Source organism: Bradyrhizobium sp. USDA 3315, assembly GCF_054056795.1.
Map to the genome: position 1 here is coordinate 9,591,016 of NZ_JBSRYP010000001.1, position 13,144 is coordinate 9,604,159.

7 protein-coding genes and 5 pseudogenes are annotated in these 13,144 nt (G+C 58.3%); 5 read left to right on the forward strand and 7 right to left on the reverse strand.

Annotation, left to right across the window (positions count from 1 at the left end; translation table 11 throughout):
- Positions 1–192: 192 nt before the first annotated feature.
- The 6 genes and pseudogenes from ACVIYL_RS44715 to pimC form a co-directional block, all read right to left on the reverse strand.
- Positions 193–1,105, reverse strand: a pseudogene (locus ACVIYL_RS44715) (MaoC/PaaZ C-terminal domain-containing protein).
- 214 nt (positions 1,106–1,319) lie between these two features.
- Complete coding sequence (locus ACVIYL_RS44720) at positions 1,320–1,781, reverse strand: acetate--CoA ligase family protein (protein ID WP_456781723.1); 462 nt, start codon at positions 1,779–1,781, stop codon at positions 1,320–1,322.
- Positions 1,778–1,984, reverse strand: a complete 207-nt coding sequence (locus ACVIYL_RS44725) for a CoA-binding protein (protein ID WP_456781724.1) — start codon at positions 1,982–1,984, stop codon at positions 1,778–1,780. The genes ACVIYL_RS44720 and ACVIYL_RS44725 overlap by 4 nt, the downstream gene beginning before the upstream one ends.
- Positions 1,893–2,195, reverse strand: a complete 303-nt coding sequence (locus tag ACVIYL_RS44730) for a hypothetical protein (protein WP_456781990.1) — start codon at positions 2,193–2,195, stop codon at positions 1,893–1,895. The genes ACVIYL_RS44725 and ACVIYL_RS44730 overlap by 92 nt, the downstream gene beginning before the upstream one ends.
- 56 nt (positions 2,196–2,251) lie before the next feature.
- Positions 2,252–3,415: an acyl-CoA dehydrogenase family protein gene (locus tag ACVIYL_RS44735; RefSeq protein WP_456781725.1), complete on the reverse strand. Its 1,164-nt coding sequence runs from the start codon at positions 3,413–3,415 to the stop codon at positions 2,252–2,254.
- A gap of 89 nt (positions 3,416–3,504) precedes the next feature.
- Entirely contained in the window at positions 3,505–4,704 is a 1,200-nt protein-coding gene (gene pimC / locus ACVIYL_RS44740) for a pimeloyl-CoA dehydrogenase large subunit (protein WP_456781726.1), read from the reverse strand.
- A 1,413-nt stretch (positions 4,705–6,117) separates the two neighbouring features.
- On the opposite strand from pimC, the pseudogene ACVIYL_RS44745 reads away from it, so the two are divergent.
- The 5 genes and pseudogenes from ACVIYL_RS44745 to ACVIYL_RS44765 all read left to right on the forward strand — a co-directional run.
- Positions 6,118–7,161 (forward strand): annotated as a pseudogene (locus ACVIYL_RS44745) (aldehyde dehydrogenase family protein); the annotation flags it as partial.
- 80 nt (positions 7,162–7,241) lie between these two features.
- A complete protein-coding gene (locus tag ACVIYL_RS44750) occupies positions 7,242–8,333 on the forward strand; it encodes an IS5 family transposase (RefSeq protein ID WP_456781727.1) in 1,092 nt (363 codons plus the stop codon).
- Positions 8,333–8,662 (forward strand): annotated as a pseudogene (locus tag ACVIYL_RS44755) (hypothetical protein); the annotation flags it as partial. The gene ACVIYL_RS44750 and the pseudogene ACVIYL_RS44755, both read left to right, overlap by 1 nt.
- Before the next feature lie 33 nt (positions 8,663–8,695).
- Positions 8,696–9,088 (forward strand): annotated as a pseudogene (locus ACVIYL_RS44760) (aldehyde dehydrogenase family protein); the annotation flags it as partial.
- A gap of 365 nt (positions 9,089–9,453) precedes the next feature.
- Positions 9,454–10,349, forward strand: a pseudogene (locus tag ACVIYL_RS44765) (IS630 family transposase).
- Between the two features lie 987 nt (positions 10,350–11,336).
- Here ACVIYL_RS44765 and ACVIYL_RS44770 read toward each other — a convergent pair.
- Entirely contained in the window at positions 11,337–12,884 is a 1,548-nt protein-coding gene (locus ACVIYL_RS44770; protein WP_456781728.1) for an acetolactate synthase large subunit, read from the reverse strand.
- Positions 12,885–13,144: the final 260 nt, after the last annotated feature.

A 13,144-nucleotide genomic window follows, 5' to 3' on the forward strand; every position in this document is an offset into this window, starting at 1 on the left:
GAGATTCCTGATTACTCATGAAGTTTGCCTATCAGGGGCCCGCGACCGCTCTTGCGTGCCCGAAGAGAGCAACAATTCCTTCACAGATCCTATTGTTCAAATTGAGCCGAAATTCACCAATTGTCACCGCCAGCTCGATGAAATTCGACGTTTGATCACGGACGACATTTGCGCGAACATCGCGGCTTTGTGCTATACAGGGCCCCGCGACACGTTTCTCGAAATCATAATGCCCGAGACGCAGGATGTCACCCCAGCACCGTCATGGCCGTTCTTGACAACTGTGACGCCGCGCTCCCTCACGCTCGCTTCGAACGAGATCACGTTGCCATCCTTCCACATCTCCAAAGTCACGGTCTCCCGGGGGAGACTGGCGACGAAAACCGGGCCGCGTGCCGCCTGAAAACGCTGGCATCATAGTCGGCATAGGTCTGCAGAATGCCGCGGCAGGTGATTCCGTAGGTGCACATGCCGTGAAGAATTGGCTTCGGAAACCCAAATTGCTTAGCGGATTGCGGATCTGAATGCAGAGGGTGGCGGTCGCCGCAAAGCCTGTAAATCAAACCTTGATCAGGACGGGTTGGAATCTCGACGACCCGGTCGGGAGTTCGGCTCGGCATTTGATGTGGCTCGGGCTGTCCATGGGAGGAGCCGCCGAAGCCGCCGTCCCCGCGCGCAAAGTACGATGTCACGAGAGTCGCCAATGGTTCGCCCGGGCTGGCCTTCCGCACGGTCTGGAAGCGGATAACTGCCCCCTTGTCCTTGCCTTTGTCGTAGATAGCAACGACGCAAGAATCGGCCGTGATATGCGCAGCAGGCGGAAGTGTACTGTGAAACGTGATATCCCGCTCGCCGCCAACGCGATGGAGTTCAGATTGAACTCACCGGGTTCGGCGAAGCCGGCTGCGACTGAGGCAAACGTCGGCACGACCTTCAATGGCTGCGGCGTCGCCCTCGCCTCGTTCACGAAAGCGAGCTCCTTCTTGTCCAGGGGATCAGCTCCCATGCCGATGCCAATGGCGTAAAGCATCACGTCGCGATCGCTATAGCTGTACTTTTGGCCAAGTTTCTTCATGGCCATCAGCTGCTCATAGTTGATTGTCATCGCGATCTTTCTCATCGGGCCACGGCCTGGCCGAAACTACAGCGGTTTCGGCCGCTTAAATTGTTGCAGAGGAGGAGCAAGCAACGATCATTGCTTGGCTTAGATCTCTCTCCTAGCCGAAAAAATCATCCCGCTGGCCTCTCCCTCGAGCAGGCGGTAATATCCGTATTCGCCAAAGGTCTCGCGGTCGAACTAAGAGCTGCGATGTCGGCTATCAATCAAACTTCTTGAGCGTCTTTTTGGTGATAAGGCAGTCAACCGCGGTCAGCCCAGCGCCGTGGGCAGAAAGGATGACGGAATTTATATCGATCTCGCTGGTCTCCTCAGTAAGGTCCGTGCAGAGCGTGCCGAACTTCACAATGCAATCGGCCAATCCGTCCAAGTCCGTCTTTCCACTCCCCCGCGCGCCGCGCAGAACGCTTTCACCGCGCAGCCGCCCGATAGCAGCTTGCACATCGGACGCATCGAAGGGCGTCAGCAGCACCTGCATATCCTTGAGTGCCTCAACCCAGATTCCGCCCAATCCGAAGGCGACAACCGGCCCGAATTGCGGATCGAACGTCGCGCCAAGCATGATTTCCGGCCCTGATTTGGCCATTTCTTGCACGACAACTCCGGCGATCTTCGCTTCCTGCTCAAAGGCTTCCGCTGCTTTTTCCGCTGACGAAATATTCAAGATGACGCCCAGTCCATGAGCCAGCGTTGCTTACTTGCCCCATCTCCAGCCTGCTCGGAAAACCCGCTCGAGATGATCTGAATCGCTCGCACCCCAGCGGCTTCACAATCCTCAAGGACCTCGGGAATGCCCTTGCTTGGAATGGCGACCATGGCAAGGCCAACGGGATGAGGTATGGCTTTCAAGCTCGGATAGCATGGCACGCCCCGCGATCTGCGTGTAGCGCGGGTTCGCTGCAACGACTTCCCGCGCGAGACCCCATTTCTTGATATTCGTGAGAATTTCTGTTGCAAAGCCGCCCTTCTGGGGAGCTCCTACAATTGCGACAGATTCTGGCAGGAAGAGCTGGCTGATCCTTGCCGTTCCCTGCTGAAGGCGGTCCTGTTGCAGCACACGATCAACTTGCATGTTCATTCCGCCGGCTTTTGCTTTGCGTAACGATAGCGTCTGGTTTGGACCAGGTTCCAGTCCTAACGCTGAATCGCGTGCTCGCCGAAGAGGCCTCCGAGCGAGGCGAGCCGCTGAAGATGGTGGTCGATATCGCCGAACCAGGTGTCGATCATCGTCACATGCTTGAAGTAGTGGCCGATGCTGTATTCCATGGTCATACCGATGCCACCATGAAGCTGGATCGCCTGCCGTCCGAGCGCTTTCGATGACTGCCCGATCTGCGCTTTTGCCGCCGAAATGGCTCGCTCACGCTCCGTCACATCACATTCTCCAGCCATCATCGTGGCGTATAGAGCCATGGAGCGTGACTGCTCGAGTTCAACGAACATGTCGACCGCACGGTGCTGAAGCACCTGGAAGGAGCCAATTGTCGTGCCGAACTGCTTACGCGTCTTCAAGTAGTTGACGGTGATGGCATGCATTTCTGCAAAGCAGCCGACGGTCTCGGCGCAGAGGGCTGCAACCGCTTCGTCGGAAACTCGTGAGATTATCGGGAAACCGCCTGCCGGATCGCCGATAACGTCAGCGGCCGCGATCCGTACGTTCTGTAGCGTGAGCTCGACCGCGCGCAGTCCGTCCTGCGTGGGATAGGCGCGCCGAATAAGACCTGGCGCATGAGCGTCGACCAGGAAAAGGCCAATCCCATCCCTTTCCCGTACGACCCCCGCCGTTCGCGCCGACACGATGATTTTGTCCGCTACATCGCCGTGGAGAACAAGACCCTTGGTGCCGTTGAGCACCCAGCCCTCGCCGTCCCTCTTCGCCCGAGTTTCCACATCGAAAAGGTCATACCGGGATTGCGGCTCCGCGTAAGCGAAGGCAAGTTTTATCCGACCTTCGGTAATCGCCGGGACGAGATTCGCCTTCTGGGCCTCGTTCGCCCCATGCCGCAAGATACCGCCTGCGAGTACGACCGTTGCGAAATATGGCTCGAGGATGAGAGCCTTACCGAAAGCTTCCATGACGATCATTGTCTCGACCGCCCCGGCGCCGAGCCCGCCATCAGCCTCCGAGAAAGGCAGCCCAAGAAGCCCCAGCTCAGCATAGCGCGCCCACATCGCTTCACTAAAACCAGACTTCCCTGCCTGGTACTTACGGCGATCCTCAAAGCTGTAATGCTCGCGCATCAGTCGCTCGACGCCATCCTTAAGGAGCCGCTGCTCCTCGGAAAGATTAAGATCCACTAGAAAACCCTCCTGAAATGGGACCGCATCCTTGCCCCTCAAACCTATAGAACCTGCGCACTCAGCGCCTTACTGGCTTTGCTGAAGCGTCAGAGGCCGAGGACGACCTTTGCGATGATGTTCTTCTGGATCTCATCCGAACCGCTGTAGATCGGCACCTTACGTCCGTTGAAATAGGCGGGCGCAATTGATCCGGCCCACTCGGGACCGATCGACGCCTCTCCTCGGTGAAATTCCTCCTCCGACTGATAAGGTAGCGCGTAAGGGCCGATCACATCCATCAGAAGCTCGGCGGTCGCCTGCTGGATCTCGGATCCCTTGATCTTGAGGATCGAGGTCGCGGGATCCTGAGTACCCTTTTCGCGTTTCGACTGGTTGGCCACGACGCGGAGCTGCGTCATCTCGAGGGCCTTGAGGTGGACCTCGACCGCTGCAATCTTCTTGCGGAAATCGGCCCTGTCGATGAATCGCTCGCCACCGACACGCGTCCGCGAAGCAAGCTCCTTAATGCGGCGGATGCGCTCCTTCGAAAGGCCAACACAGGCAATCGTGACGCGCCCAGCGCCGAGAACGTATTTGGCGTAGTCCCATCCGCGGTTTTCCTCGCCAACGAGATTCTCGACAGGAACCCGCACGTCGTCGAAGAACACCTCGCAGACTTCTGGATAACCGTCGAACAACTGGATCGGGCGCACTGTCACGCCGGGAGACTTCAGGTCGATCAGCAGAAACGAGATGCCCCGCTGCTTCTTGGCCTCAAAATCAGTCCTGACCAGGCAAAAGATCCAGTTGGAATATTGCGCCAATGAGGTCCAGATTTTCTGGCCATTGACGACATAGTGGTCGCCTTCGCGGACGGCCCGGGTCTTGAGGGAAGCCAGATCGGAGCCAGCTCCAGGTTCTGAGAAGCCCTCGCACCACCAGTCATCGACGTTTACAATGCGGGGCAGAAAATACTTCTTCTGCGCCTCATTTCCGAAGTTATAGATAACCGGGCCGACCAAGTTGATGCCGCTGCCGGCTGGCTCCGGCGCCGGCGTCTGGCTCACTTCCTCGCCGAAGATGTACTGCTGGACCGGTGTCCACCCGGTCCCGCCGTACTCGACCGGCCAGTGCGGCACAGCCCACCCCTTCTGCGCCAGGATGCGCGTCCAGCGCACCTTGTCGTCTCTGCTAGGATGCCTGCCTGCAATCAGTTTCTCGCGGATGTCTGCGGGTATTGCAGAGCGACAGAATGCCCGGACCTCGTCGCGGAAGGCAAGTTCATCGGGAGTAAAGTTCAGATCCATCATTGCTTCCTAGTTGCGCGAGAGCCGCTCGATCGCCTATGTCTAGTATACCCGTTGGACTGAAGCCAAAATCCAAAATTAGACCACGGCGAGCCGAAAAGCCGCGCAGATGATCCAGAGTTTGAAGTTTTCACGCGCCGCGAAGCTAGGTTGTCGCGCTCCCCGACCGGTCCGGGTCAACCTCATTCGGCGCAGATGGCTAAGGACTGGCCTGCCCGAAGATGCCTTTGGAAAGGAGCCTCCAAGGAAGCTGCCTGCCAAGTATCGCGAGCCGCGCAGCCAGCCGTGTGCTCGGATTTCTGCAGAGCATAACTGCCCCGTGAGAACTCCAGGAGAGAAGCGGCCGCCCCCATCCCCACACCTTCAGCGCTGGGTTCCTGAAACGCGCGTCGTGACTGATGGATCTGATCCAGGGTTGCGCAAAGGACTCAGCCTCAAGCTAACCAGCCACAAGCTAACCAGCCACAAGCGCATCGGTGCTTGCGAATGAACCACGTTCGTGCCGGGCAGTGAGAGGCGTCGATCAGCGGCTTCACACCCTCGATCAGCAGCCGTTGCAGGCCAAACCCTCCAAGTAGCTGTACTCCTGTTGAGCAGACTACCCCTGCCCTGTCGGTGCTTCTTGCCAGACTTAAGATCCAAGAAAGGGCTGCTTCGGGTGAACGGGCTAAACGCCGGAAAACCGCGATCGTATCGAGTAAGGCTGCGCTCATCTCATCAAGCCGACCGGATTGAGATTCGCTTCCGAGCCTCTAAGTCCACCCGATATCGGTCACTGAGCATCACAGCTTTTCTCCTGAATTTAACGAAAGGAATGGCTCATGAATAATCTCATCCCCACCGCAGTGAACAAGCATTTTTCATCGAGCCACTTCGAAGCTCGTGAGGTGTTTCGCCATCATATTGGCGGGGCCGCCTTCGGTGAGGCACGAATATATCCATCGCCCGCATGCGGAGAGGCGGTCAGGCCGGGGTGCGGGCCGACCATTGGCTTTATGCCTTCGGCCGAGCTCAGATTCACACCCGACTTCGGACGTGAGGTTCGGCGACGCGTGAAGCAGCACTATTGTCCGGACAAGCCCGATCGGAAGTAAATTGTGTTGTATCGTAGCCGTCGGGTTCATCGGCAGATTGTGGAGGGGATGAGAACGTGAAGCATTACGAGCTCTGCCTTGGCTCAAACCACCAGTTGGCGTTCTGAGATCCGCACATGGCCAAAATCCGTTGAGTGAGCCGCCGCACCGCATCAGAGGTCTCCTAAAAAAAGAGGCCTACGTACGTTTTCTCGGAACTGGCCCGAGAGGGCGTCCCCTTTGGCAGATCAAAATCCCAAGCGAAGCCAACTGAATTTAGAAAGCGACAGTTATTCAGTGTGGCTGAGCGAACCAATCCAACTAGCCTCGAGAGGACAACATGGTCAATCGGATGCAATTTTACATTGATGGCGCGTGGGTTGATCCCGCCATTATGAAAACGACGCCAATCGTCACTCCGGCGACTGCAGAAGAAATGTACGAGATTGCGCTCGGTTCAAAAACGGATGTCGACAAGGCAGTCATCGCGGCCAGGCGCGCATTCGCAACCTTTTCTCGTACAACGCGCGAGCAGCGCATGGGCCTTCTCCAAAACATTCTCGAGATCTTCAAAACTCGTGCGAAGGAGATTGGGTATTCCATTTCAGACGAGATAGGGGCCCCGCTCGTGATGGCGGAACAGAACCAAGCAAGCTCTGCCATCGCTCACTTAGCAACGACGCTTAATGTGCTCCAGAACTACTCTTTCGAGGAGCGGATCGACAGTACGCTCGTGGTTCGCGAGCCTATTGGCGTGGTCGGAATGATCACGCCTTAGAATTGGCCAATAAACCAAATAGCTTGCAAAGTAGCGCCGGCGCTCGCTGCAGGCTGTACAATGATCCTCAAACCGTCAGAGTTCGCTCCTTCTTGTGCACTGATATTCGCGGAAATCCTTCACGAAGCTGGCGTACCAAACGGTGTATTCAATTTAATCAACGGTTTGGGACCTGAAGTGGGCGCTGCCATGAGCGAGCATCCAGACATCGACATGATCTCGTTTACCGGATCGACACGCGCGGGAATCGACGTTGCGAGACGAGCCGCTTATACGATCAAGCGCGTTAGCCAAGAACTCGGGGGCAAATCCCCGTACATCGTTCTTGAGGACGCCGATTTTGAAAAGGCCGTCAGCACATGCATCGCGACGCTTTTCCAAAACTCCGGCCAATCTTGTGACGCACCATCGCGACTCATTGTCCCGAAGTCTAGAATGGCCGAAATTGCGATGATCGCGAAAACAATAGCGGACAGGTACAAGGTCGGACATCCACGCGCCGAGGGCATTGATATGGGCCCTGTCGTACACCGCGGCCAGTGGCAAAAGATCCAGGCTTTGATCCAGAGAGGCATTGATGAGGGCGCCACCTTGATCACAGGCGGACTAGCAGGCTGTTGAAAAAGGCGCTCGCCGCGGGCCGGTGACCGTGATTCATTGGCTCCGACGAGATTCGGAGATCATGCGTGCGCGGCGGGGACAATCGAACGGGCGAGCTGTTCAGCTATGTTGATCTGGAGGCGCGGGTGCGGCGAGATCATCCGCTGCGAGCGATCCGGACGATGGTGAACGAGGGGCTGTCGGCGCTGGAGCACGAGTTTGCCGCGCTTTATTCGCCGATCGGACGGCCGTCGATCCCGCCGGAGAAGCTGCTGCGGGCGATGCTGTTGCAGGCGTTTTATTCGATCCGTTCGGAGCGGCTTCTGATGGAGCGGCTGGAATACGATCTGCTGTTCCGGTGGTTCGTCGGAATCGGTATCGACGACGCAGTCTGGGACCATTCTGTGTTCTCGAAGAACCGCGACCGGCTGTTGGAAGGCGACATCGCGGCCAAGTTCCTGGCGGCGGTGCTGGCGCAGCCCAAGGTGAAGAAGCTCCTGTCGAGCGATCACTTCTCGGTCGATGGCACGCTGATCGAGGCCTGGGCCTCGATGAAGAGCGTGAAGCCGAAGGACGGCTCTGGCGAGCCGCTGGCGCCATGCGGCGGGCGCAATGCCGAGGCGGACTTCCACGGCCAGAAACGCTCCAACGACACCCATGCTTCGACCACCGATCCCGATGCCAGGCTGTACCGCAAGGGTAAAGGCAAGGAGACGAAGCTGTGCTTCATCGGGCATGGGCTGATCGAGAACCGCCACGGCCTGCCGGTCGACGCCTGCCTGACGCTGGCGAACGGGCATGCCGAACGGGTGGCCGCGCTGCACATGATCGAGCCGCGTGCCGACCGGCCGACAGCGATCACACTTGGCGCCGACAAAGCCTATGATACAGAAGACTTCGTCAACGAGCTGCGCTCGATGAACGTGACGCCGCATGTTGCGCAGAACACCAGCGGCCGCAGCTCCGCGATCGACGGGCGAACGACCCGGCACAGCGGCTATGCCGTCAGCCAGCGCATCCGCAAGCGCATCGAGGAGGCGTTCGGCTGGATCAAGACGGTCGCCGGGCAAGAGAAGACCTGCTTCCGGGGCCGTGATCGCGTCGCATGGGCCTTTACCTTCGCTGCTGCCGCCTACAATCTGGTGCGGCTGCCCAAGCTGATAGCGGAGGCCGCCTGATGGCCAAGGTGCCCGGCTTCGCCAAGGCCTTTGCCGGCCGCTGGCGCATCGCCGACATGGACAACTGGGACAGCGACTTCCTCAATCTTCTCGAAGAGGCGCATCTCACCTTCCAGGGTAAGTCCGACGGTGATATTGCCTTCGGTGCGCTAAAGGGCTTTCTCGACGTCCGCTACGGCGCGCGAGACGATTCGGCCTACGCGGAGTTCTCATGGGAAGGGCACGACGAGAATGACCCCGTCTGCGGTCGCGGATGGGTTATGATCAGCACTGCTGGCAGGCTCGTCGGCCACTTCTACATCCACAATGGCGACGATTCAGGCTTCGTTGCGAACGCGGCTGAGTTCTTCAACAGCCTGCTAGGGCTACCAGAAGACACCGATAAGGGCTTCTACGTTCGCCCCACCATCTTTGCAGATGTCACAAACGAAATGACTATTGCGCGCGAGGAGATCTTCGGGCCGGTGCTTGCGATCATTGGAGCTGCGGACGAACACGACGCAGTCCGTATCGCTAATGATACACCATACGGCCTCGCGGGTTACGTATTCGCAGGCTCAACGGAACGCGCGAGAAACGTTGCTCGTCTAATTCGAGCTGGCACGATATATCTACAAGGTGGATCACTTGACAGCTCCGCGCCCTTTGGCGGGTACAAGCAATCAGGTAACGGTCGGGAATGGGGACGCTTCGGCCTCGAAGACTACCTGGAAGTTAAGTCGGTTGCTGGGTCGGTTGAGCTCAATAAGTCCTAAGCTTATCGAGGGTTAGAATTTCAAGCCTTCGACCGAGACAATTCGGGAGCTTACAATTGCGCCTCGGATTTCTCGCGATGGGCAAGCCGCACTCGTGAGAGAGCTCGTGCTGAGCTCCGTCACCACCGCGGCCGAATTCAAGGTTGCTTGTCACAAATCGGCATTTGGCGTCATACACCGCGATCCCCACGAAATCGATCACGCTGCTTGGCTAAAGCGGGATGGGGTTAGGTTGAATCGATTTGGGATTCCCAAATCAATTGATTTCTGATTCATCATGCTGGCTGGGCGGAGGCCAGCATGGATGGGCCAAGCCTTATTCTCTGGATCTTCGCAAGCGTGTGGTAGCCGCGATCGAGGGCGGGATGTCCCGCAATCAGGCGGCCAAGCAGTTTGGGGTCGCAATCAGCACAGCAATTGGTTGGATGAAGCGGTTTGATGAGACCGGCAGCGTTGCTCCGGGCCAGATGGGCGGTCACAAGCCGAAGGCGGTTTCGGGAGAGCACGCAGTCTGGCTGTCGCAGCGGATCAAAGACGGCGATTTCACCATACGCGGGCTCGTTGCCGAGCTTGCCGGACGTGGCCTGAAGATCGACTATCACTCGGTGTGGGACTACGTGCATGCCGAGAAGCTCAGCTTCAAAAAAAAGCGTGGCGGCTGGCGAACGCGATCGTCCCGCGGTCGCGCGGCGGCGAGCCCAATGGGCAAAGTATCAAGGTCGCATCGAAGCTGAACGGCTGGTCTTCATCGACGAGACCTGGACCCGGACCGACCTGGACCCGGACCGACATGGCCCCTTTGTGGGGATGGGCGCCGCGCGGGCACAGACTTCCCGCCAAAGTTCCCCACGGCCGCTGGAAGACCATGACCTTTCTGGCTGCCTTGCGCCATGACCGGATCGATGTGCCATGGTTCATCGAGGGACCGATCGATGGCGTGAGCTTTCGGACCTATGTCGAGAAGGTTCTTCTCCCCGCCCTTCGACCCGGCGATATCGTCGTCTTGGATAACCTTGGCAGCCACAGGAGCAAAGCAGTTCGCCAGCTCATCCGCTCCGCCGGCGCCAAGCTGTTCTTCCTGCCAAAATACTCACCCGATCTGAATCCCATCGAACAGGTCTTTGCCAAGCTCAAACATCTGCTTCGAAAGGCCGCCGCCCGAACCGTCGATGCCGTCTGCGCCGCCATCGGTGAAGTTCTGACTGCATTCACACCGGAAGAATGCGCGAACTACCTCAAAAACTCAGGCTATCGAACCTAATGCCATCATGCTTTAGTGTTCTGCACTCCCGCCAACTCCGTCATCAGCAGATGCCCGGAGGCAAAGAAACCGCGGGGATCACGCGCTTAGCGCGGAAGCTCCAGGTGTACCCATCGAACTTGGTCAAATTTCACGCGCCCGAGAGGACATCACCGAGACTCTCCCGTCTCCACGGCTGCAGGGTACAGCCCGCAGCTCGTTCGCTAAAACACCCCTGAATTCAATCGAGCAGGTGCTCTTCGAAGGAGTACGTCGACAGTATTTCGCAACCATCCTCAACCACCAGCCACCTCGTGCTCGCGCTTGACGCCATCCCGCTCGCGGATGGCTCCGACATCGCCGGACGCAAAGTACGAGGTGATCAGCGTCGCGACAGGTTAGCGGGTGCTGTCCTTCAGAACGCTCTGAAACCGGACGACTGCACCCTTGTCCTTCTTTGGCATAGACTGCGAGCATGGAAGAGTCGGCGGTAATGTGAACGGCGGTCGCAAGTGTGTCGTGAAAATGTGATGTCGCTCCCCGTCCAAGGCGAACAAATCGAGGTTGAAATTCATCTTACCCGGTTTCAGCAAAGCCGGAGGCTACTGAGGCAAACGCCCGCGCAACTTTTAGAGCTCACGGTGTCACTGCGGCCTCATTGAACGAGAAAGATTTCGCGTTCGTCTGCCGGCGGATAACGCATCACATCGCAATCGGCCGAACTTCCACAGGGCCATCAGGCGCTCATAATTGATCGCCATGAGCGATGAACACCTTCTTCAAAATGATCGCGACTTCAACCGGCGGTGCATGCCGCGCACAAACTCGACAGGTATGGATACTCATTCCCGCTAAGATCGGCGGTCTCATTCTCTCCGTAGGGTCAGCGAGCGCACGAGTTCGGCGATGATATAGCTTGATCGCCTCCCTCAACGTTTCGGCTCCGGGAAATGGCTTCAACTTTGGCCATTTCGAGACAAGTTCAAGCTCGAACACGACCTCAAATCGTCAAGACATCAACACTTCGACCAAATAGGGTCCGGGCGACGCAAGACCGCGCGCCAATTCCTCGTTGAATTCTTCCATCGTTCTCACTCGGGCCGCCGGAACCCCTACGCTTATCGCCAAGGCCGAGAAGTCGATGTCTGGCCGACCAAGCTCGAGCATATCCAACGCCTTGCGCCCAGGATTCACAGCGCCGACTTTGGCCAACTCACCGAACAGAGAGGCATAGGCGCGATTGTTGAATATTACCGTTGTGATGTTGAGCTCCTCGCGCGCCTGGGTCCACAGCGACTGGATCATGTACATGGCACTACCGTCGGCCTGAAGGTTGATCACGGACCGATCCGGACAAGCGATCGCAGCTCCGATCGCCATGGGCATGCCATTGCCGATCGACCCTCCCAGATTCTGCAGCCATGTGTGTGGCTGGGAAAGCGAAGTCGCTGCAAACGTCGCGGAGCTCATGGATACGCCTTCGTCAATCACGATCGCGTTCTCCGGGAGAAGGCAGCCTAGAGATTCCGCAATTGCGTCCCCGGTGAGGATGCCCGTGGCCAGCGCCGGAGGTTCAAGCGTGGCCGCCCCAGACTGCCCATCGTGCGCACCTAATTCCTCCGCTAGGCGCTCGAGCGCCTCCAGGGAGTCATCTTCGCGCCGAGACAAGGTCAAAAGGTTGGTGTCCTCGCCGGTTAATAGGCTGGGTTTCTCCGGATAAGCGAAAAATGCCACTGGAGCGCGACTGCCCACCAGAATGAGGGTGTCGAGGCCTGCCAACGCAGTTCGAGCGTCATCGATGGGGTACGGAAGCCGGTCCATCGGAACGCAGCCGGCCCCACGGTCCATACGTGCAACAAAGGGCTCCGCCATGATGCGGGCGCCGGTCTTGGCGCGGATACGGCCAGCCAGCTCCAGGCTCTCCTTTCGCAACGCAATGCCGCCCAGGAGAAGCATCGCACGCTGTCCCGAACGTAGGACATCGGCCGCCGCCTTGATCACCTCCTTAGAAACGCGAGCTCGACTTGGCGGCGCAACCGGCCCGGCTGGCCCTTCTGCCTCGTCCCAGGCCGTGTCGGCTGGGAGAATTAGCGTCACAACATGACCGGGTGGCGTAAGCGCTGCCGCTGTCGCATCCGCTCCATCGGCAGCGACCGACATCGCATCCGGCGAGGTGCGGACCCATGTGGAGAATGGCTTCGCGGCGGTCTCGATATCCGAGGTCAGCGGCGCATCAAACTTGCGGTGATACGTAGCGTGATCGCCGACGATGTTGATCATCGGCATGGAAGCCTTTAGGGCGTTGTGCATGTTGGAGAGGCCGTTGGCAAGGCCAGGCCCGAGATGCAGCAGCGTCGCCGCCGGCTTTTCGGCCATGCGCGCGTATCCCGCCGCAGCGCCTGTCGCGATGCCTTCGAACAGCACGAGCACGCATCGCATACCCTCCACCCGGTCGAGAGCGGCGACAAAGTGCATCTCGGATGTGCCTGGGTTCGCGAAGCAAGTATCAACACCGCCAGCCACCAGTGTTCGAACTAAACTTTCGGCTCCGTTCATTAAATCGGTCCCTGCTTTGATTGCGGTCCAACCTTGAAGCACCTGTGCAAGTCGTCGGCTTGATTTTGGAACACCAACGATCGTGCGGTGCGCCCGTTTAGCCACCGCTAGGAGGAAGAGTTTGGCGCGTTGATTCCGACAAGTTCCGCTCAACCGAAACCTATCCGTCTCCGCTATGCTACCGAGCTCCTTAAGCCGCATTGCGCTAACGTGTAGCCCTGTAGCGCTGAAAGTCTGCGCCCGAGATGTGAATGTGGGGT

Bases quoted from the DNA above. Each gene is read 5' to 3' on its own strand.
- ACVIYL_RS44730 (WP_456781990.1), bottom strand. From the start codon at position 2,195: ATGAACATGCAAGTTGATCGTGTGCTGCAACAGGACCGCCTTCAGCAG.
- pimC (WP_456781726.1), bottom strand. From the start codon at position 4,704: ATGGATCTGAACTTTACTCCCGATGAACTTGCCTTCCGCGACGAGGTC.
- ACVIYL_RS44770 (WP_456781728.1), bottom strand. From the start codon at position 12,884: ATGAACGGAGCCGAAAGTTTAGTTCGAACACTGGTGGCTGGCGGTGTT.